The sequence below is a fragment of the Echinicola pacifica DSM 19836 genome (assembly GCF_000373245.1).
In the GTDB taxonomy this organism is placed as follows: domain Bacteria; phylum Bacteroidota; class Bacteroidia; order Cytophagales; family Cyclobacteriaceae; genus Echinicola; species Echinicola pacifica.
In genome coordinates this window covers 1,005,381-1,028,938 of sequence record NZ_KB890739.1, presented here as the reverse complement: position 1 = coordinate 1,028,938, position 23,558 = coordinate 1,005,381, and the positions used below count along the sequence as shown (strand labels likewise).

11 protein-coding genes are annotated in these 23,558 nt (G+C 48.1%); all 11 read right to left on the bottom strand.

Going from position 1 to position 23,558, the window contains the following annotated elements:
* Position 1: 1 nt before the first annotated feature.
* Positions 2-1,393, bottom strand: coding sequence for a glycoside hydrolase family 28 protein (locus tag B050_RS0108620; protein WP_018473511.1), 1,392 nt, complete (start codon positions 1,391-1,393; stop codon positions 2-4).
* Positions 1,390-2,784, bottom strand: coding sequence for a sulfatase family protein (locus B050_RS0108615; RefSeq protein ID WP_018473510.1), 1,395 nt, complete (start codon positions 2,782-2,784; stop codon positions 1,390-1,392). Before B050_RS0108615 ends, B050_RS0108620 begins: the two co-directional genes overlap by 4 nt.
* Positions 2,785-2,818: 34 nt before the next feature.
* Positions 2,819-4,495, bottom strand: a complete 1,677-nt coding sequence (locus tag B050_RS0108610; RefSeq protein ID WP_018473509.1) for a sulfatase-like hydrolase/transferase — start codon at positions 4,493-4,495, stop codon at positions 2,819-2,821.
* Between the two features lie 161 nt (positions 4,496-4,656).
* Positions 4,657-6,249: an alpha-L-fucosidase gene (locus tag B050_RS0108605; protein WP_018473508.1), complete on the bottom strand. Its 1,593-nt coding sequence runs from the start codon at positions 6,247-6,249 to the stop codon at positions 4,657-4,659.
* A 160-nt stretch (positions 6,250-6,409) separates the two neighbouring features.
* Complete coding sequence (locus tag B050_RS0108600) at positions 6,410-10,573, bottom strand: two-component regulator propeller domain-containing protein (RefSeq protein WP_018473507.1); 4,164 nt, start codon at positions 10,571-10,573, stop codon at positions 6,410-6,412.
* A 167-nt stretch (positions 10,574-10,740) separates the two neighbouring features.
* Positions 10,741-12,888 (bottom strand): thioredoxin domain-containing protein, encoded by a 2,148-nt coding sequence (locus B050_RS0108595; protein WP_018473506.1) that lies wholly within the window; start codon positions 12,886-12,888, stop codon positions 10,741-10,743.
* The gene (locus B050_RS0108590; RefSeq protein ID WP_018473505.1) at positions 12,888-16,190 is read right to left on the bottom strand and encodes an FG-GAP-like repeat-containing protein; all 3,303 of its coding nucleotides are present in this window, start codon (positions 16,188-16,190) and stop codon (positions 12,888-12,890) included. The genes B050_RS0108595 and B050_RS0108590 overlap by 1 nt, the downstream gene beginning before the upstream one ends.
* 66 nt (positions 16,191-16,256) lie before the next feature.
* Positions 16,257-17,816, bottom strand: coding sequence for a RagB/SusD family nutrient uptake outer membrane protein (locus tag B050_RS0108585; protein WP_018473504.1), 1,560 nt, complete (start codon positions 17,814-17,816; stop codon positions 16,257-16,259).
* Positions 17,817-17,835: 19 nt separating this feature from the next.
* Positions 17,836-20,910 (bottom strand): SusC/RagA family TonB-linked outer membrane protein, encoded by a 3,075-nt coding sequence (locus B050_RS0108580; RefSeq protein ID WP_018473503.1) that lies wholly within the window; start codon positions 20,908-20,910, stop codon positions 17,836-17,838.
* A gap of 271 nt (positions 20,911-21,181) precedes the next feature.
* Complete coding sequence (locus B050_RS23620) at positions 21,182-21,325, bottom strand: hypothetical protein (protein WP_157492621.1); 144 nt, start codon at positions 21,323-21,325, stop codon at positions 21,182-21,184.
* Between the two features lie 585 nt (positions 21,326-21,910).
* Complete coding sequence (locus tag B050_RS0108570; protein WP_018473501.1) at positions 21,911-23,554, bottom strand: sodium/sugar symporter; 1,644 nt, start codon at positions 23,552-23,554, stop codon at positions 21,911-21,913.
* Positions 23,555-23,558 lie beyond the last annotated feature (4 nt).

Genomic DNA, 23,558 nt, shown 5'->3' with positions numbered 1-23,558 from the left:
ATTATCGGATTTCTATGCCTTTCCCCAATTCTACAGGGATATAATTTTGTTTTATGCCAGTCACATCTGCATGTTTTACGTCTTCCAAAACCACTGCGGAACGAGTCTCCTTGTTTTTGATCTGGATATTAATATGGTCCATGGAAAGTCCTTCCACATGGCGAAAGTAAAATGCAGAGGCCGGCAAGGTGCCCACCAGGTAAAACTCCGGCCACCAGCCTTTCAGCACATCCAGGGTGTATTCTGGAAGGTTGGCTTTTTGGGCATCAAGGGCAGTGCCTCCACCGGGATGGACGAAGTATATATTAGTGAAGCTCAGGTCACGGATGGGATGGCCGGGAAGTCCGGTCACAAAAAAAGCAGTATTCTTATCCAGGCCTTCATTATCCACAATGATCTGGTCAAACAAGAAGCCCTTCATCTGCTCCATAGGATACATCTCCTCGGGGGCATCTACAGCGGCTTTTTGCTGCGCAAAAGTCATAAATACTGGTCTTGGGACATTTTTCATCACCAGATTGCTAAAAACCATATTCTTCATGGTCCCACCCTCATTCATCTGAATCTTGAGACCGGCATCCTGAATATCACGGAAGGTGCAATTGCTCACGGTCACAGATTCGAAGTTCCCCCGAGAAAGTAAGCCTATGCGCATTCCCGCCCATTTGGAGGTAAAGGTGCAATTGGTCACTGTGATATTGGTGCAGGGGATGTCCGGATCTGAGGCCTGCAGGCAGATGGAATCATCACTGGTGTCAAAGGTGGAATTGGCCACCCGTACATCGGTGCAGCCATCGAAGTCCAGGCCGTCTCCATTGTGGTTGACGCGACTGTGAATGGATATCCCATCCACCACTATATCCTTGCAGTTTATCCAGGCAGAAACCCAGGCCGCAGGATTGATAAGCTTGACCTCTTTGAGGTTTATTTGCCGGCAATTCAGAAAGCGGATCAGCATGGGGCGGCCTGTTTCCTTATTGAAATGCCTGGGATGACCATTTCCGTCCACCGTCCCCGGTCCTTCTATCCCAAAATCTTCCGCATCCTCCGCATAGATCAAACAGCGATCCATATGAGGTTCATTTTTATACCTATTCTTATGCGTTTCGAGGCTATAATCCCCGATAGCCGGGCTGCCTAGCAGTGTGGATCCACGCTCCAAGTATAGGGTGATATGGCTTTTCATAAACAGAGTACCCACCATCACGGTCTTGCCGGCCGGAATAAGCACCCGTCCACCGCCAGACGCATGGCACTGGTCTATCGCTGCCTGGACGGCTTTGGTGTCCAGGGTCTGTCCATCGGCCTTAGCCCCAAAATCCATCACATTAAAATCCCCGGCAAAACTGAGGCTCTGGCTTAAAAAGAGGAAAAGTAAAAAAATCATTTTCATTTTTTGCGCTCCCCTCCTTTGGCTTTGTTAATATAATTTTGGCGCTCAGCCTCCTCCTTCAATACATTTTCGGCATGAGGATCATACCATTTTGCAGGAACAGTATTCTCGTTCCAGGCGCTATAGAGTTGCTGCAGGCTATGGAGTTTTTCTGGAAACAAGGTTTTGAGGTCGGTATGCTCAAAGGGATCTTCTTCCATATCGAAAAGGAAGTATTCCTCCTTATATCCAGAGTAAACCATTTTGTAATTTCCATCCCTCACGGCATAGCCGGCGCCATCCGAATACCTCCAATACAATACACGATGCGGTTTTTCTGCTATGCCCCTCATATAGGGAAGGATATTTACCCCATCCAATTTTTTATCTGGAGACTTGATCCCTGCCGCCTCGATGACCGTTGGGAATATATCCAGGGCTGATATTGGATGATCATATACCTGATTACCAGCTATTCCCTCAGGCCAGGTAAAGAGGAAGGGAACGCGTATGCCCCCTTCAAACATCATCCCCTTATGACCGCGAAAGGGTGCGCTGCTGGCTCCATGGATATGCGCGCCATTATCACTATAGAAGAAAATCAAGGTGTTGGCATATTCGCCGGTATCTTTCAGTTTTTGGATGACTCTTCCTATGCCGTCATCCATGCCCACTACCATAGCGGCATAGGCAGCTCTTTCGCCATCTTCAATATGGCTGACCTGATCCAGGTATTTTTGCGGGGCCTGTATCGGCGCATGGGGAGCATTATAGGCCAGATACATAAAAAATGGCTCTTCCTCCTGCGCAAAATCATCAATATACTCTATCGCCGCCGTGGTGAAGTCATCGGTCAAATAGCTAAGTTCTCCCAAAGGAACTATCTCTCCATTCCTCAGGACGCCATGATCGGCTGATTTATTTCCGGTATCTCCCCAGTAGCTCATGCCTCCACCATAAAATCCAAACCATTCCTCAAAGCCTCTGTTGATGGGCCAAAATTTCTCATGATCCCCCAGGTGCCATTTTCCTATTGCCGCTGTATGGTAGCCCTGACTGACCAGATGCTCGGATAGCAGCAGCTCGCTAAGTGGCAAGCCGTCGTCCTCGGTGACCCTGTCATAGGGAATATTGTTTTCGTGACCAAACCGCTGCTGGTATCTCCCGGAAAGTAAGCCCGCCCGACTGGGGCTGCAATAGGGATGAGAGGCATAGCCCTGAGAAAACACCACTCCATCCGCTGCTAGGGCATCCAGATTGGGAGTGGGAATATCCGTGCTGCCATTAAATCCTACATCTCCCCAACCCTGATCATCAGAGACGATAATCAAAACATTGGGCTGCTGTGCATGAGCATTTAGGCTGAGCGTCAGCGCTAGAAAGGTCAATAATTGGGTAAATTGCTTATTCATCACTTGGAGTATGGTCTGTTACTACTAGGTATCATTATTTTGAACTGATATTCCTGCCTTGTTCTATTTCCCCTTCATAGGTATATCTCAGTACTTTGGGTTTCTCTGTACCAGCTGCCTGTCGGATTTGCAGCTCCCATTCCTTCCTTAGGCGCTCCAGCACGGCTTTGGCTTGGGGATCGTCCACCAGATTACTGGTTTCCTGGGGGTCTTCAGCAAGGTGGAATAGCTCCTCATATACGGGCTGCTCATATCTCAAATAAGATTCCGCGAAATACCGATATTGGACCATATCATGGTCATGCACAGTGTATAGCAGGGAGTTTACAGGAAGCCCAAAGGCCTTAGCGGCCTCTATTTTGGCAGAGGCGGGAAGAGTGGAGTTTTCATAATACCGTATATATTTCCATTCCTGGTCCTGTACCGACTCGCAGCGAGGATTCCCAAACTGGGTGGACCAAAGATTTTCTGTAAATAAATATTCTCTGGTGGAAGAGGCTCCCTGGAGCAAAGGCTTAAGCGACTTTCCCTGATAGCTTGCCGGCACCTCGATCCCGGCTCTTTCGAGCATGGTCGGAGCTAGGTCAATCGTCTGCACCAAAGCCTCAGAGGCTTGCCCCGCCTGATCGGCTGAAAGTGCAGGATCATACCAGATCATGGGCACATGGGTGGTCACTTCATAGCATAATGCCTTACCTCCCAGGCCATATTGGCCCATAAATAAACCGTGATCGGAGGTGAATACGATAATGGTATTGTCCGCCAAACCCTCCTGCTCCAGCTTCTCCCGCAGGTGTCCCACAAAGCGATCAATGCCGGTGACGGCCTGCAGCTGTCGGATATAAGTTTCCTTTTCATCTTCCGGATTGTCCACATAGTCATATCCAGCCTGGCGATCCGATGCACGGAGAAGGCCTGCCGGTAGCTTAGGTTCCTGGATATCCTTCCTGGCGATATAATGGTCCGGCAGAGGGATTTCCTGATCCCGATAACTGCTTTTGTACAAATCATCATCCGTCTCCCTCATCTTCATACTGCTGGTGCCTGCGCTATGGGGCAGATTAAAGCATACCGAAAGCATAAATGGCTTATCAGTCGGTCGGCCTTTCAGAAACTGCATAGCGCCATCCACTTTTTGGCCATTGGTGAGGAAGTAATCCACGCCTTCATCAATAATTTCAATCTGGGTATCTGCGCCAGCATTTTGAAAAATCTCATGTCTGTCTTTGGGATAAAATCCCAGGTGTCCATGGCCCGCATACCAAAAATCAAAGGAGGAATCCATCAGTCCGCTGGAGTAGCCACCTTCCCCTACGGGAACGTGGTTTTTCCCTATCCATCCAGTAAAATACCCCTCTGATCTGAAAATCATCGGGTAGCTGTCCTGCCAGGCTTCTTCCGCCATGCTGGTACCCGAATTGAAGTTTACCCCATGCTTACGCTCAAACTGACTGAGCAGGATGCTGGCTCGACTGGGCGTGCAGATGGCGCTGGTCACGTGGGCATTGGTAAAAAGCACGCCTTCATTTGCCAGGCGATCGAGGTGCGGAGTCTTAATCAGCGTATTGCCTGTGCAGCCCATATACCCATAAGGCTGGTCATCGGTGAGCACGAAGATAAAGTTGGGCCGCGTGCTATTTTGCGCCCTGCTTATGGGGAGATGGCCCAAAAGTAGGGCCGATAATAGGATAAGTTTAGAGCGGATTTTCATGGGTATTATTTTGGGTAATGTTCAGTTCATCCTAATGGAGAGGTCCGGGATCAGCCATTTCCTATTGACTCATTGCCGCAGAAAAAGGATAATCCCAGCCCCATTGCTCCTTAGGTATTTTCAAGAAAGTAAAGCGCTATTTTAGAATAATTTCTTCACCATTAATCCATATGAGCTTCCACCGCTCCACCGATATCATTTTCCGCATATCCCTCCAAGGTGATCTTAAAGCAATGGGCATAGTCGGTTGGAAAATGGTCTGGTTTTTCTATTACGAGGCCGCGGGCATCTCTCGTCCAGCTGAGGGTTTCCTCGCTTCCGAGTAGCGATATATTAAGAATTTTGGAGTTTAGGGCACCTATATCCGTGCTGAGGGTCTTGAGGATTAGCTCTCCTTTTGGAGTATCCATGACGATAGCATAGAATAGTCGATCGGATTTCCTGACATAGCGAATATCCTTCTCGGTATAGTTGATTGCTAATTTCTCGATTTTATGTCCACCTTCAGGCAGTCTTGTGGGGCCCTCTCCGAATACGGTCCAAGGGCGGGTTCCGTAGATAGCCTCGCCGTTCACCTCCAGCCAGCTGCCCATATGAGTCAGGAGGTTTACCATATCTGCGGGAATGGCTCCATCAGGGTTTGGGGGCACATTGAGAAGCATAATGCCATTTTTTGCGACAATATCCACCAGGATATCGATCAGCTCGTTTGGAGATTTGAATTGGGCCTCCGGCCGATAAAACCAAGCACCTGGGGAGGTATCGGTCAGCCAGGTAGGGTTTTTGGGCTGGTTTGGCCTGCCACGCTCGTAATCTTTCACGGCAGTGCTGGTGGTAAAAGTACTTTCCTTATAGGCGACCACCACTTCTTTGTCCCATTCGGCGGCTTTATTATAATAATAAGCTAAAAATTCCAGCCGGGTTTTTTCATCCATATTCTCCAGCCACCAGTCAAACCAAATAAGGTCGGGCTGATAGGTATCGATATATTCTTTCAGCTTGGCCCACCAGGCGACATAAAAATCCTTATCCGGATGATCATCATCTATCGCGTGGGGATTGGTATAGAGGTCGTAATCCTCCGGGTCAATACCGCCATGGGCATGTGCCGGGGCAAAATACTTCCAGGTAAATGCATGGTGGAAGGAGCCCATAAACTTCATTCCCCGCTTTTCGATTTCCTCCTTAAGCGCAGCGGAAGGGTCTATCCCTCCATAGTTCATGGAATTCCAGCGGGTGGCCTTGCTATCCCACATCGCAAAATTGTCATGGTGCATGGCTACCGGTCCGGCAAACTTTGCTCCTGATTTCTCAAAAAGCTCCGCCCATACTGCCGCATCAAATCCACTAGGGTCAAACTGCTCAATGATATATTTATAGCCAAATTCGGCAGGATCACCATATTTCTCCTGATGGTGCAGGAAATTATTCGTTGGCTTTCCAGATCCGTTGAGAGAGACGATATCACCGTCTTCATACATCATCATCCCATGCCAACCGCGGTAAAACTTGCCCGGGTCAGATCCCTCAAAAGCTGAGGAAACCGGACCCCAGTGAGCATAAATCCCAAACTTGGCATCCTGAAACCATTCGGGGATTTCATAGGTTTCGAGCGATTCCCAATCCGCCGTATATTTCTCCGTCTGTCCATAGCTGAAGCCTGTGCTCAGGGCCAAAAGTAAGAAGGCCGACGTTGACTTATTTAAAAGACCAGCGGTGCTCGCTGCCCATTTATTCAAGGTTATTTTTTTCATTTTGGTCTATCGAATGAATACTAATTCTGTAAACCAAAGGTAAAATATCCCTAATATAGGCTATAAGACAGATGTTTTGGATTGTACCACAAATGCTTTAGAACGCCGGCATAAGCCTTTTTATCGAGCCCATTCCCAAAACTATTACTCACGAAGACAATCATGCGGACTTTTCCTTGATATTTCTAGTGTTTAGGTATTCGGTAGGTGAAACGCCGAATTGCTTTTTGAAACATTTGGAGAAATAAGAGGCGGTATTAAAGCCTGTCTGGTACATGATTTCCTTGACAGAAATATCACTTTGCTCCATAAGCTGCACCGCTCTTTTCAGCCGCACCGTACGGATAAATTCACTGGCAGACTGATCGGTAAGGGATTTCATCTTCAGGTGCAATTTGGATCTGCTCATACCCATTTCCTTTACAAACTCCTCCACCGTAAATTCCGGATTATCCATATTGGCCTCCACGACTTCCATAGCCTGTCCCAGGAATGAATTATCGGTGGAGTTGACGGTGATTTCTGAAGGCTGAAGCAGGATTTCATTGGTAAATCTCTTCCTCAGCGCCTCCCGGCCTTTCAGCAGGTTATTGACCGACAGCAGAAGCTTCTCTATTTCAAAGGGCTTGGTCAGGTAAAAATCTGCTCCATGCTGCAAGCCTTCCAACTCACTATCTTCAGAGTTTTTGGCCGTCAGCATGATGACAGGAATATGACTGGTTTTAATGTTATTTTTTAGTTTCTCACAAAATTCCACCCCATCCATGACCGGCATCATGACATCGGTGATGATAAGATCAGGGTTTTCCTTTTCGGTGACGGCCAGCCCCTGCTCTCCATTGATGGCTTCCAGAATGGTGAAATGATTATGAAAGGCAGATTGGATAAAACTTCTAATCTCAGCGTTATCATCCACCACCAGCACCTTGAGAGGTTGTTTTTTGGTGTTTTCGGATTCTTTCCCAGGGATTTCTTCTAGATAATCGGTCTCCAGGTCCACGTCCACCCAGCGCTCAGGCAGCAAATCGAATCCCGTCTGTCCATCCAAAATCGCCAATTCGAAGTCTTTATAGGCCTTTTTGCTCAGTGGAAGCTCTACCCAAAAGGTCGTTCCTTGCTTGTGCTTGCTCACAAAGGTAATGGCCCCTTGGTGCATCTCCACCAGCGATTTGGTATAAGACAGACCAATACCAGTACCCATGGAGGAAGATCCCTTCTCATTGGCCTGAAAAAAACGCTCAAAAACCTTCCCCACACGATCTTCGGGGATCCCCACACCGGTATCCTGTACTGCTATGACCACTGTATCCCCGCCTGCCAGCTTGCTGTTTCGGTTTCGCTCTATTTTTAGCGTGACTGTCCCCCCCTTCGGGGTAAATTTAAAAGCATTGGACAATAAATTATAGAGGATTTTTTCGACCTTATCCCGATCCAGCAGGCCGATGATCTCCTGATCCGGCACCTCCACCTCAAAGGAAATGTCCTTGCTGGAGGCGATCAGCTGGAAAGGCTCCGCTAGGTCCTCCACAAATTTGCTGATATTTTCTTCTATAAGGTATAGCTTCATTTTACCCTGATCGATCTTCCTGAAGTCCATCAGCTGATTGATCAATTTGAGCAATAGCCGGGCATTTTTCTGCATGAGGACATACATTCGGCTCCTTTCGGTGGCACTGTATTCACCGCTATACTTCAGCAGCTGCTCCAGTGGCCCGAGGATCAGCGTGAGTGGAGTTCTGAACTCATGGCTTATATTAGTAAAAAAACGAAGCTTCATCTGATGGAGTTCCTCCGTTTTTTCCATGGTAAGGTGCTCCACCTCCAGTTGGTGCTTTTTGTGGATTCCTATCAAGGTATATTTCCTCACGCCATAAAGCAATCCGCTGAACATGAGGGCGTAAATAATATAGGCCCACCAAGTCAGCCAAAATGGTGGAGCGACAATCACCTTAATGCTGGCCACCTCCTGCTCGTTCCACAGTCCATCATTATTGGCGGCCTGCACCATCAGCTTATAGGCGCCATGCCCGATATTAGTATAAGAGGCAAATCGCCGCTCAGCGCTGGTTTCTGTCCACGTATGGTCAAAGCCCTCCAACTTATAGCGGTACCGGTTTTTGCTAGGCGCGGCATAGTGTAAGGCGGCAAATTCAAAGGTGAAATTATTTTCCCAGTACTTCAGATGGATCTCATCGCTTTCATATACAGCTTTGTCTAGGATCACCCGACCATTAAATGGCACATTCAAAGGGACAGATTTATTGAAAATCTGAAAATCGGTAATGGCGACTTTTGGTCTAAAAGGGTTGTCCCTGATCTTCTCCGGGTAGAAGGCATTGAAGCCGTTGACACCCCCAAAGAGCATCTCCCCATCATGGCGCTTGAAAGCGGCCAGCTCACTGAACTCATTGCTCTGAAGCCCGTCCGTGACATCATAGGTCTTGAACTCCCCACCATAGGGGTCAAATTTATTCAGCCCCTTATTGGTGGACACCCAAATATACCCATCATTATCCTCCAGGATGCCTTTGACGACATTATTGGAAAGACCGTCCGCCTCTTTGAATGACTTAAAAGAATACTTACCATTGCCATCCACGATCAGCCTATTGAGGCCACCACCAAAGGTGCCCACCCATATCTGCCCCTCACGGGTTTCATACAAGTCAAGGATATAATCATAAGCGAGGGAATTGTCATCTCCAGGGATATTCTTAAATACCTCGATAGTCGGATTGGGCTTATAGAGCTCCTCATAGCTGATTTTATTCAACCCCTTGCCCGTTCCCACCCATAGATTTCCTTGTTTATCCTGCAATAAACTTCGGATCATATGAAGGGAAAGCCCATCTTTTTCGGTGAAATTCCTCACCTCATAATCCCCATTACCTTTGGGGATAAGCCGATATAAGCCTTGGTGATAGGTGCCCACCCAGATGGTATTATTTCGGTCACTACAGATCGCAAATACCGCCCCTTTTATATTATGCCGCTGACCAAAATCCAGGTCCACAGTGCTATTGCCAGCTTTATCAAAAATCACACTGGACAAGCTCTGATCTTCTGAGCCGATCCAAATTATTCGCTTATCCTCCAGCACCGTCTCCGCAATGCTGAAGATGCTGTTAATGGTGTTTTTATAATGGGTAAATGACTCGTAGCGATCGCCCACCGCATTATTCCAGTCCACATTTAAGCCTCCACCCTCGGTGCCTATCCATAGGACATTCTTAGAATCCTCAAAGATCGCCCGGATTTTGTCATAGCTGATGCTCCCTTCCTTTACATTCTTGCGGTACACGCGGAAGCCCTTTTTCTCCAAATTCACCTTATTGACCCCGCCCCCATTGGTGCCGATCCACATGATCCCCGAAGTCCCTCGATAGATGCATCTCACATTGTTTTTGTTGATGCTTCCATGGTCCTCCACATGTACGGTAAATTCATTTTCCAATTTGAAGAATGGTGCTTTTTCTTGCTCCGAGAGGAGATTGATCCCCGAGCTAGACCCAGCCCAGATTCTTCCCTTTCCATCTGAAGTAAGGGAAAGGTAATTGCCCGATACGGTAGGGACAAAGTCGATGCCCTCTTTGATAAAAATCCTATTGGTAGCATTGACTAATAGCTGGCCTTTAGAATTTTCGCTTATTGATCGGACCAGCAATCCTTCAAATTTCTTCACCGGCATGGCCGTGTACCGGCCTTCCTTGCGATCCATATAATAGAGGCCCTGTGAGGTACCAATCCAGATCGTGTTTTGGCGATCTTCATAGATGGACTGCACCGTCAGATTGCCCTCTTCCACCGACAAAAACGACTCTATGCTGAAGTTCTTCATGTCCTCAGAATAGATGAGGTTTAGCCCATTTTGGGAACCTACCCATACTTCTGAAGCACTGGACACCAGTATTTGAGTGATATAGTTATTATTAATGGTATTGAGCCCCCCGGGCTTATGATAGAAACGCTTAAATTTCTCCTTGCTAATGTCCAATAAGCTGATGCCGTTGCCCGTGGTACCGACCCATAGATACCCTCTCGGATCTTCCGCTAGCGCAAAAATAAGATTACTACTGATCGAAGTACTGTCATTGGGATCCGACTGGAAGACCTGAAAATTATAGCCATCATATTTGTTTAGCCCATCATGTGTGCCAAACCACATAAAGCCATTCTTGTCCTGGGCAATAGCATTTACGTCGTTTTGAGACAAGCCCTCCTCGGTGGTGAGATGCTCAAAATTAATATCCTGATACTGTGCATGTCCTGAGAAGAATATGCCGCAGCTTAGGGAAAGGGTAAATAGTATCTTCAGCAATTTCATTGCGTATATTTTGGGTTATGTTTTGGGTGGCTGTCTTCCGGAAATCTCCTAAAGAAAACATCCAATATTCTAGCGGAAAAACCGCCTAAGCACTATTGGTGGATGCGGAAGCAATATAGCATTTGAATAAATTTCAACCTGATATATTTACTAATATTATTCAATTATTACTTAAACAATTGTGGGCTATTTTCACTCCTGATTTGACTTACAGCCTGTTGCGGGAGTTCAACGGGGAGCTTGCAAGTTTTATTTCGACAGACATAAATCATCGTTTTCCCAGCGACCCGCTTTTGTTGGAGCAGGGGCAGGTTTTCGGTATCTCCCCCCAGGAACAAGGTAAAAGGCAGGTAGCTTTTCTGCATACTTTTCAGCTTCGTTTGGGCTTCAGAGCCCAAGATGGCCACCTCATTTAGGCCTAAGGAATGGGCTCCCAGCAGCTGCCACCAGCTAGCGATACCTGTGGCATAAGCCGGGGCATGGAAGTCCATGGCTGCTAGCATATCCCGGGATTTTTGCAGGAGCTCCTTACGCTCATAGAGGGTGCCGAGCAGACTGAGGTTATGTGCCATCAGAGCATTTGGAGATGGGGTATCCGCATCATAGAGGGGCACATCAGAGGCATACAGTGCTTGCTTAGAAATCGCAGAATAGGTAAACATAGGAGAATCCTCCTGACTGAAATTTCTCAGGACATAGTCGCTGGTCTTCAGGGCCAGATCCAGCCACTTCTTGTCTAGGCTGGTCTGATACAGGCTGATCAGCGCATCGATCCAGTGGGCATAATCATCCAGAAAACCCTGGCCAGAATTCCCATAATCCGGGTGAAAGACCCTCGATAATTCCCCGCTATCCTGCTGCAGGTTTTCGCTGATAAACTCCGCCAGGTCCAGGGCCTGCTGCATCGTCTCCTCCTCGCCAGTACTTTGATACACTTCTGTAAATGCCTTCAGCATCATCGCATTCCAGCCGGTGATCACCTTATCATCTATGGATGGGGCCTTCCTTTTCTCTCGCTCCTTATTCAGCAGCTTTTTGGCATCCGCCATTAGCTCCTTGACCCTTGGCTGGCTAATGCCCAAGGATATGGCCGCTTCCTCTCTGCTATGTTTCTGGTAAATGACATTTTCGCCATCCTTCCAATTGCCACCTTCTGTCACTGCATACAACTCAAAAAACACCTGCTGCTGCTCCTCATCGAGGAGGTCTTCCAGGTCCGCTTTGGTCCAGGTATAGTATTTTCCTTCTCCATCTTCCGAGACGGCATTGAAAGAAGCATAATACCCCCCCTGGGGGGAACGGAAATGGGTGGTCATGAAGGTACTCGTCTGCCGGATAAGTTCCTCATATACAGGCTCATCATAATACCGCTGCGCCCGCGCATAGAGGCTCAGGAGCTGGGCATTATCATAAAGCATCTTCTCAAAATGAGGGATATGCCATTGGGCATCCGTGGTATATCGTGCGAATCCACCGCCTACATGATCGTATATTCCTCCGCTAGCCATCGCCTTTAGGTTGCGCTCCACTGCCTCCAAGGCAGAGGGGTTTTGGGTATAGGCCCCATATTCCAGCAGGGCCTGCCATAGGGCGACTCGTGGGAACTTCTGTTCTTCCCTAAGTCCGCCATTTATAGGATCAAAGGCTGGGCTAAGACTGCTATAAAAGCCCAGGTAATCATCGGCATTCTGCTCGGCACCCTGACCTTCCAGGGGGAGGGGTTCCGATTTTTTCACGCCTTCGGCAATGCTATTCGCCTGCTCCAAGAGCGCATTGGGATTATCACGATACAGTTGGCTGGCGCGGTCCAGCAGCTGAATCCAGCGGTCGGTAGGAAGGTAGGTGACTGCGGCCAGCGGGCGACCATCTGGCAGAGCGATGATATTGAGTGGCCATCCACTGGAGCCATTGAGCAGGACGGCGGCCTTGGTATAGATCTGGTCTATATCCGGGCGTTCTTCACGGTCTATCTTCAAGGCGACAAAGTGAGTATTCATCACTGCAGCGGCGGTGCTATCCATAAAGGTCTCCTCCTCCATCACATGACACCAGTGGCAGGAGGCATAGCCTATGCTGATTACGAGCAGCTTATTTTCATCCGCAGCCTGCTGCAGTGCCTTATCGGACCACTCTTGCCACAGGACTGGATTATCTGCATGCTGCCGCAGATAGGGACTGATCGCCTCAGAAAGCGCATTGAGCGGTGGACTCTGAGAGGAATTCCTCGCACATCCCCATAGCCCAAGTGCCCCTATCAGCAGCAGCAAAAACCGATTATTTCTGTAATATTCAAAACTTACTCTTCTTACTCTCATTATCGTTCCCCGATTACCTTCAGCACTTTACATTTCCCCGAATTGATGGCAAAGACGATTGCTTTGCCTCCTCCAGCCATATTCAAGCTCGCAGTATTGCTCACCTCTCCTCTTATGAAAAGCCCGGTTTGGGAGGCAGGAATCGCTTCCAAACTTCCATCACCCTGGCCCACCATCACCGTTCCTATTCCTGCATCATTGCGGGGAGTCTCCACCTCCGACTGGTACAGGTTTCCTGCTGCAATATAATCCATAATCTGGTCCGAATTGAGCTGGAGAGGCACCATGGTCCGGATAGCGGACAGTTGCATTGCCTCCGGCAAATCACTTAGTACAAACCCACCCTTATCATCGCGGTGTAGCCAAATAGACCGGAAGGTATTCACCTCATAATGCAGGGAATTCTCCAACATATTCTTTCCATAGATCTCCTCCAGGCTGGCATTAGCAAAAGCCTCGTAGGTCTCAAATCGCTTGGCGATAGCGGGCACCTGCTGAGAGGAACATTCCCTTCCCCTTACCGGAAGTAGCTTGCCCTTCTTCTCATAGCTCAGCACGATATCTTGGCTGCCATTCTCATCAAAATCATTGGCATAAATGGTGAATGGAGACTTTTTGCTAGTCTTATATTTATAATTCAACCCTAGGTTTCCTATGATATAATCCTTCTTTCCATCCTGATCCAGGTCGGTTTCCTGAATACAATTCCACCATCCTCGGCTATCCTTCAGCCCCTTATCCGCGGAGAGGTCCACCCAGCCGCTTGGTGTATTTTCGTATAGGCTGATATTCATCCATTCTCCCACCAGCAGCAGGTCCTGCCTGCCATTGCCGGTAAAATCCTCCACCTGCACATCGGTCACCAGACCTAGCTCCCCAAGTCCAAGAGACTCCTCCAAGGCAATATACTGTAAATGCTGATCCTGACCGCCTTGATTGATCAGGAAAACGCTGGGAGCGGCATTGGGATATTTGCCAGGCACTATCCTGCCAGGAATGAACAGGTCCAGGTCGCCATCGCCCTCATAATCGAAGGGCTGGACCACCTGCCCACTAATACCCCGGGTGGCCAGGGTAGCATGCCTGTGTTTTATAAATCCTGCGGATGTCTGCATATACAATCGGTCCTGGAAGAATTCCCCGGGCTTGCTGTTATCATTGCCTCCACTCACCACGTACAGGTCGAGGTCGCCGTCGCCATCGGCATCCAGCCATATCGCCCCGGTATCCTCATAGGCGCTATCCGCCTGCCAAGGCCCCTCCACCAGATCAAATTTCCCTTGGGTATTTTGCATATATAGCTGGCTGGAAAATCCTGCTCCATTGCCGATATAGAAGTCATCCAGCCCATCGCCATTGACATCTGCCGCTGCCAGCGCTGGTCCCATCTGCGAATTGCGATGAGGTAATAAGGGCTCATACTGAAAGTCATCATAGGCATCTTCCTGATGCAGAAAGTCTATATTTGCCGACTCCGTGATGTCCTCAAACCATGGCTGCGGCGCTTTGCTGCTTGCTTTGTGTGCTGTTGACTCCTGATGTTTCAGGAGAAGCAGCTGATTGATGGGCGTGTTTTTTAGGCTTTGAGTATTGCCATCAGGCCACTGCACGAGGAGGGAGTCCACTGCTGCTGCCCCGAGTCCAAAATGTAAGATCGGCTCCACGCTAGACTGGAAGCCCCGTGATGGATTGAGCTGTTGGTATTGTATCTTTCCCTGACTGTAAAGCCAAACTTTGGCTCCTATTCCTGAGGAGTTTGAGCTTGGCCCCTGGAGTTTGACCCTTAAAAATCGGGATTCATTGCCGGTGTTTTTGTAAATAGATGCTGCTTCACTAAGGTTATTGATCACCAAATCCAGCTGTCCATCTGCATCCAAATCGGCATAAGCCAGGCCATTGGAAAAGCCGGGATGATCCAGACCCCATTCGCTGGTGACCTTCTGAAAGTCCAGCCCATTGATATTTTGAAAGGCATAGTTGGAAATGGGCGTACTCGGAAGTTTGTTGATATCAAGGACGAGGTCATTTCCAAAAAAAGATTGATTGTCGAATTCCTGATTCACGTCATTATTATTGACATCTCTTTTCATGCCATTGGTAATAAAAAGGTCCATCCAGCCGTCATTGTCTAGGTCGGCCATCAGCGGTGCCCAGCTCCAGTCGGTGGTCGCCAGCCCTGCATACCTTGCAATATTGCTAAAAACAGGTATGCCCTGATCGGTACCATTGTTTAGCTGCAGGCTATTCTGCATATATTGATGATGAAAACCCAGCTGAATGGCTTCATAAAAAGTCCTCGGGCTCATGCTGGCCATATTGGTTTTGGAGCGCAGGTGATCCTCGGGGGTCATATCCACCTGCACCAAATCCAATAAGCCATCACGATTGAAATCCGCCGCATCTATCCCCATCCCAAACATGCTCGTCTGTGCCATGGAGGCCTGGAGCTGCTCACGGAAGGTGCCATCATTTTGATTGATATAGAGGTAATCCGGTACATTAAAGTCATTAGAAAGGTAAAGGTCATCCCAACCGTCTCCATTAAAATCCGCCGCCATCAGGCCCAGTGTCAGGCCAAATCGCTGAACTCCTGCTTCGGCGCTCAGCTCCTCAAAAGTCCCCTTCCCCGTATTTCGATAGAGATGTCCGGAGTCCTCCGGTTTATTTTGGTCCATCAGCTCCTTATAGAATAGGTTGCCCTGGCTTACAGGTACTAAGGGATAGTTGGCCACAAACAAGTCCATGAGTCCATCCCGATCATAATCGATGCTGGTGGCATGAATCGAATGTCCCTTATCCGCCAAGCCATACTCGCGAGCAGACTCGGTGAAGGTTTGGTCCTGGTTATTGATATATAATTGATTTTCAGTATTTCCGGATTTCCCTGAAACACATAGGTAAAGGTCCAGCCAGCCGTCCTGATTAAAGTCATGCATCAGGGCCCCGGTGTACCAGCGATCATCCCCCTGGACTCCCGCAGATAGTGAGATGTCCTCAAAGGTAAAATCGCCTTTATTCAGGTAAAGTTTATTGGCCTGGTGATTTCCTGTAAAGTAAATATCGGGCAGATCATCCCCATTGATATCCCCAATGGCCACGCCACCGCCCATATAGAGGTAGGGGAAGTTGAAATAATTCAGGGTATCGTTTTCTATAATATCATTGGCAAAATCCACGTTGGAATGGCTGGGAGCCACCTTTTGGAATAAAGCTGCCTTAGTGGTATCTCGGCTGTCTTCTGGTGTACAGGCGGTAAAGAGATAGAATAATCCGAAGGTTATGATGGGGTAAGCGTAGTTCATAGGCAATCCGGGGGTTTATAGCAAAGCTAAAAGGTGCTGCTCCAAAAGCAGCACCTTTAAGATAATTTATTCGTAGCCTGGATTATGTTTCAGGTTCGAGTTATTATTAAATTCATTCTGTGGCAAGTCCAGGTATTCTCTACCAGGACGATAGGCGCCGGTACCACCGCTTTCGGATTTTATCCCCGGGGTATCCACGATTTTCTCTTTCACCAATCCCCAGCGGAGCAGGTCAAAATACCGAACTCTCTCTAGGGACAGTTCTTTTACACGCTCGTCTATGACATCTTGAAGGGACATATTGAGGCCAAAGGCAGGCATATCTGCTCGGGCTCTCACGAGGTTTACAGCATTTACAGCCGCCTGAGTGGCAGTTCCGCCATTGGCCATAAGCTCAGCCTCGGCATACATCAGCAATACGTCCGCATAGCGAATAAGGCGAAGGTTATTTGGTGACTCCTGAAAATTGGAAGTGGTCACGCCCTCATCCAGTCCGAGGTATTTCTTGCCAAACACCCTATTTTCATCCGGTCCATAGACCTCATTATACTTCTTACCGCTATAGATGGAAGATTGAAGTACCTCGCCCTCATAGCTGGTGGTCTCATCAGTTCTCCAGAAAAGCGTATTAAAAGCCCTCGGGTCAATCTGCCCATTCACCGTTCTTTCGTCTAGGAACAGGTCCAGCACCCAGTCATTGATCCGCATTCCATCCTGGCCGGTGAAGCCCTGAGGCGCGAGATCGGGAGTAAAGGAATTGGTTCTGCCTATCCCGGCAGCATCGCCTCCCCAGCCTCGGTTATCGTCGAGGGTAAACTGGATTTCGAAGATGGACTCCTCGTTATTCTCAGAAAAAGAGCTAAAGTTATCGGCATAGTTATCTGTCAATTGATACTGACCGTCCATGATCTTTGCAAACTCAGCGCTTGCGGAGGAATAGTCCTTGGTATATAGGTAGGCTTTGCCCAGCATGGCGGTGGCAGCACCCGAGGTAGCCCGGCCGATATTGGCAGGTCCCCAGCTGGATGGAAGCATTTCCTGGGCCTTCTTGAGGTCGGTAATGATCTGTTCCCAGACCAATTCCGGAGCTGCCTGAGTCACTTCCTTCGCGGCTTCTATAGAGGCTATTGGCTCTGTAATCAGAGGGATATTCAGCCAGTTGTTGACGGCATTGAAGTAATTCAGGGCGCGTAAGAAATGGGCTTCGCCAATAATATTCTTCTTATCCTCTTCATTCATTTCTATTGCCGGCACATTGGCGATCACCTCATTGGAACGGGAGATGATCTTCCATACTGTGGTCCATACCCAAAGGTTCACATTGCCGATGGCGGTTCCTTCAAATCGCCCGGGGTTAGTACGGTCCGAGGTGCCAAATCCATTGACAATATCATCGCGATAATCGGAGGCAAAAATCTCCATGCGGCTATAGTACCAAATATCAGAGAAGGGACTATAAGCCCCGACGATGGCCTTCTTGGCATCATCCGCATTTCTCCAGAAGGTATCTGGAGTGATGGCATTGGGGTTGGTCTGATCCAACAGGTCCTTGTCACAGCCCGAGATGAAGACCAATGACATCCCCAAAGTCAAAGCGGCTACTTTTTTATTAATATATAATTTCATCTTTCTACTTTTCTATGGGTTAAAATGATATCTGAAGTCCTATCTGATAGGTTCTTGGGGTAGGATAAGCGCTTTCATCCACTCCTTGGTTAAAGATATCCTGATCAGATCCTCTGTCCCTGCTTCCACGGCCCACCACTGGATAGTACCCAGTATATTTGGTAAGGGTAAATACATTTTGCAGTGAGGTATAAAGTCTCAATCGGTTGATCTGAAGCTTCTCTGTAAGGGCATCTGGCAAGGTATAGCCAATCTGCAAGTTCCTCAGTCTAAAGTATGAGCCGCTTTCCAATACATAATCAGACATTCTTCTATTGTACCCAAAGTCCAAAAGCGTCATCCTTGGCACATCGGTATCGGTATTGTCAGGTGTCCAGGCATTCATCGCATCGGCCAGGTAGTTTCCTTCAGTGTCAAAATACCCGCGGTATAGGTTACCATTTAGAATTTTGTTTCCGGAAACGCCATTGAAGAACATGCTCATATCGAAGTTTTTCCAGGTCGCATTGACATTAAAGCCATATTCAAAATCAGGAATAGAACTTCCCAGATAAACCCGGTCATCTTCGGTCAGCTGACCGTCGCCATTGCTATCCTGAAATTTCAGATCTCCCGCTTTTGCGCCATCCGTACGTCCATCCTGCAGGGCCTCATCATCTGACTGATATATGCCGAGCACCTTATACCCAAAGAAGGAAGCCACAGGCTGGCCCACGTCAGTAAGCGTAGCACTGAGGCCATTGGAGCTGTATCCACCGCCATAGATAGGATCAGGAATCCCTATCGCAGTCACCTCATTTTCCAATACGGTGAAGTTGGCAGCCAAATTAAGATTCACCTCGCCAATGGTTCTGTTATAATTGGTGCTAAACTCAAAACCACGGTTTTCGATCGTTGCCACATTACTAGGCACCCTACCGTCCATGCCTGTATATCTAGGCACGGTAATACTGAGGAGAATGTCCTCGGATTTCTTCACGAAATAATCCATGGTGAACTGCAGGCTATTATCCAGCATGCTAAACTCCAGCCCGATATCGGTGGTCTTGGTGGTTTCCCAGCGGATATCACGGTTGACAGGCTTGGTAATGGAGGTACCCGGCACTCTTACCTGACCTTCTCCCAGTATGGCCTCACTGAAGAGGTTCATTTCTGGATCAATCGCATACGCGTCCACGTTGTTTGAGCCTAATTCTCCATAACTAGCTCTCAGTTTCAGGTCTGACAGGAAGGTGATTTTTTCCATAAAAGCTTCCTCACTGATATTCCAGCCCAAGGCAACGGAAGGAAAAGTCCCCCATCGTAATCCCTCTCTAAAAAGGGAGGAGCCATCCCGACGAATAGTCGTGGTCAACAGGTATCGGCTTTTATAATTATAATTGATACGTCCAAAATAAGAGCGGAGACCCGTGGTGATATCTCTGGAAGGAGCTTGGGCTCTATTCTCAGCGGCGGAAGCCACCCTCACCTCATTATTCGGAAACCCCGTCGCCACGATACCTAAAGAGCGTGAATGGGTCTTTTGGCTGGTATATCCCGCCAGTACATTCAGGGAGTGATCCCCAAAAACTCTGGAGAAATTCAGGGTATTTTCTGCAAGTGCAGACAGGTAATTGGTATTGGTTTCTCTCAACTCTGCAAAGTCCTGCCTGCCTAGAAGAGTGGCATTGAAGAAGAATGTAGGGGTGAAGGTATAGTTATTTTGGCTGTACTGGTCGAGACCGAGGTTCAGCTTATAGGTAAGCCCCTCGATGATCTCATAGGAAGCCGCGATATTCCCCAACACACTATTTCTGGTCACCGTACGATCCTCCACAGAGGCGAGGCCCAGGGAGTTGGTGATATTACCCACTCCATAGATCGTGGTACTGCCATCAGGCATAGAAGAAGCCGTAAAATTGCCGTTTTCATCATAGATAGGAATAGTCGGCAGGAGGTCTCTTTCCTGATTGAAATAGTTGTTCGGGTTATTCACTGTGCGTGTCAAACCGATGGTCTCCTCAAGTTTAAACTTCCCTTTGGTGAAAGTCGAGTTGGCCCGGATATTAGTACGGGTATAGTCAGACTCCTGGATGATGCCTACCTGATCGAGGTGGTTTGCGGAGATGCTAAAGGTGGCATTGTCTCCACCGCCAGAGATGCGGACGTTACCATTGAAAATTGGTGCTACGCGCAGACTGGCTGCCTGGATATCGCTATTGATATTCGGGTTAAACTGGCTGTCGTTGGCGGCAGCTCTAGGTGTGCCATCATTATCATTAGCCTGGTTACGGATGGCCGCATACTGCGTGGCCGTGGCCCAGTCAATGGTGTTGGTGGCCTTTTGCCATCCATAGCTGAAATCGGTATCCACTTTGATTTCGCCTTTCTTTCCTTTTTTGGTGGTGACGATGATCACGCCGTTGGCGGCACGAGAACCGTATATCGCACTGGCAGAGGCATCTTTTAGCACACTTATGGACTCGATATCTGCTGGGTTTAGCATATTCATGCTATTGGTAAGCATCCCATCGATCACATATAATGGACCAGAGTCTGACAAGGTACCAGCACCTCGGATGGTCACGATGGAATTGGCGCCTGGGGCGCCTCCATTGGCATCCACTCTTACGCCGGGCACTCGACCCTGTATGGCCTGAGTGGCATCGGCATTGGTGTATTTGTTGATTTCCTCGGAGGAAACAGTACCTACAGAACCCGTAAGATCACTTTTCTTTTGGGAGCCATAGCCTATAACCACGACCTCATCGAGGGACTTGACGTCCTCTTCCAAGGTGACATTTATAGCCGTCTGATTACCTACTGGCACTTCCTTGGCCAGATAACCGATGGAGCTATATACAAGGACCGCCTGAGCTCCGCTCACCTGAATGGAATAGCTTCCATCCATATCGGTAACGGTGCCATTGGTGCTGCCTTTTTCCAAAACATTTACAATTGGGAGTGTCTGCCCATCGGCAGCAGAAGTGACTTGACCAGTGATGGTAATTTTCTGGCCATAGCTGACCATGGCCATCAAGCACAGAGGGAAAATAAGCAAGTGTTTGCCCTTTCCAGCAGCTAACACCCAAAAGGTGCGTAGAGCTTTTTTCATACTGAATTTGGTTAATTAGGTTTATGTATTTATTTATCTCTCCAGAAGTGCATCGGCTTTTTAGGTCCAATAAAACGCAATCCTGTTTGATAAAGGTAAATTTCCTAATCCCTATACATTATATCATATGTCTTTAGAACTGACACAAATGTTTTTGCCCAAAAAATATGTCTGGCAATAGCTAAAGGCTATTATCCCCCGTGTTAGCCGTACCATTTCAGGGATGAATGCATAAGCACAAGCTCCATATGTTACTTGACTTCTGCTGGTATTAGGGGGTTATTGTAATGGCACCGCCACTCATTCCTATCGATTTCAGCAGCTCCATGGCACTAGATGCAGTGCTGCCGGGAGTGGTAGTAGGGATAAACAGGAAACTTAATCTCGATGACATTTCATCGCATGCTTTCTTCATATCCTTATAAATAATGGAATCTCTTTCATCAGTCCCTTAGCCCTCCGCTTCTATGTAATGCAGGGCTCATGCTATAAGCAGGTTTTGGAATGCAAGACCAATAGGCCGCTAGAAACCTGCCACTCTATTAGATAGTGCTTATTCCAATTCCATCCAGCTTACGGATAAGGATCACTTAGGAAAGCGGTAGGAAATACTTCCTATCGAGAAAATCAGGGATTCTTTAGGAAGGAAAAAAAACCTGAAGCCGGCTATGTTTGGGCGCTTATTGAGTGCAGGGAATACTAAATCCGAAATATTCATTAGCCTATCAATTACGGCCTGACACTTCTCCAAAACCATTCGCTTCGTTGCTGTTCCGATTTCGACATAGCGGTGCTCGGCTTCTAATTCCAAACAGCCTAATTCTTCTAGAAGTTTCCGCCCTCATTACGATTCCAAATGCATTATTAGGGTTAAGTATCCTATAATTTATTCTCTGGAAGATTGGGTAGAGTAGGAAATGAATTTATAGTGATCAGGAATACACATCCTGATCACTATAAATTCATTATCAAGGTTATTAATTTTGGCCCCCGGCCAAGATTACCAAAATACGGCGTAAAGAATGATAAGTGCGAGGACAATAAATGCGGCTCCCCACTTAAATCCATAGCTGGTTTTAAATAAGCTAGCATCAATAGTAATGGCTTTTTCGCTGTCTTTTCCTTTGCCTTGGATCAAGCTAATGACGATCATCATCACGGCGAGGATCAAAAACACGACGCCCATCCTGTCGATAAAGGGGAGGTTTGGGGTGAGGAATTTGAATACGGCTGACAGAGGAATGGTGAGCACTGCGGCTGCCAAGGCGGCATCGGAGGTAGTTTTCTTCCAGAAGAAACCAAAGATAAATATGGCAAATACGCCTGGGGAAACGAATCCCGTATATTCCTGAATATATTGGAATGCCTGATCCAGGTTCTGCAGCTGTGGGGCCACGAGAGCGGCGATGATGAAGGCCACCAAGGTGGTAATCCTGCCCACCTGCACCTGCTTCACCTCCGAGATGCCCTTATTGATATAGGCGCGGTAAATATCGATGGTAAATATGGTTGAGGTGCTATTGGCCATAGAGGCCAAAGAAGACACAATCGCCGCCGTCAAGGCCGCAAAAGCCAGGCCCTTCAGTCCTGTGGGCAGTAGCTGCAATAAGGTGGGGTAAGCTCGGTCTGACTTAATCAAGCCCCCGGCACCATCCTTCATCGAGTCGATGAAGCTAATATCGATCCCCTTCTCCACGATCACATAGGCTGCGATTCCAGGAACCACCACAATAAGAGGCATCAGCAGCTTCAAAAAGCCAGCAAAGACCATCCCCTTCTGGGCTTCATTGAGGCTTTTGGCCGCCAAAGCCCGCTGAGTAATGTATTGATTACATCCCCAATAAGTCAAATTGATAATCCACATACTACCTATCAAAACACTCAAGCCAGGCAGGTCCATATAGGCATCTCTAAAGCCGCCAGCCCCATCAGGAATCATCAATTCGCCCTTTTGGACGATCATCGAGAAGTGCTTTGGAGCCTCGGCTTTCAGCAAGGTGATGCCATCCCAGGCACTCCCCTCTCCCACCAGACTAAGCGCCAGATAGGTGGTGGCCAAGCCCCCAGCCACCAAAAACACTACCTGCACCACATCCGTCCATGCCACGGCCTTCAGCCCTCCATAGATGGAATATATCATCGCAAATAAGGCTAAGCCTCCAATCCCGTACGGCAGGGGCACGCCCATAATCGTCTCCAGGCTCAAAGCGCCCAGGTACAATACCGAGGTGAGATTTACGAACACATAGATCATCAACCAAAATACCGCCATCACCAATCGCACCCTGCTGTCATAGCGCCTATGCAGAAACTGAGGCATGGTATAAATCCCCTCTTTGAGATAAATGGGTAAAAAGAAGACCCCCACCACCAGCAGTGTGGCCGCAGCCATCCACTCATAAGTGGATATGGCCAAGCCCAGCGCATAGCCAGAGCCTGACATGCCGATAAACTGCTCGGCTGATATATTGGAGGCTATCAAGGAGGCGCCCACGGCCCACCAAGGTAGGGCCTTGCTGGCCAGGAAATAATCCTGAGCATTCTTTTCATGGCCCTTTTTCTCTCTGGACACGAAGAGCCCCATCCCTATAATCAGGAGGCAGTAGCCAGTGAAAATTATTATATCTAATGTAGTGAAGTCCATAGTT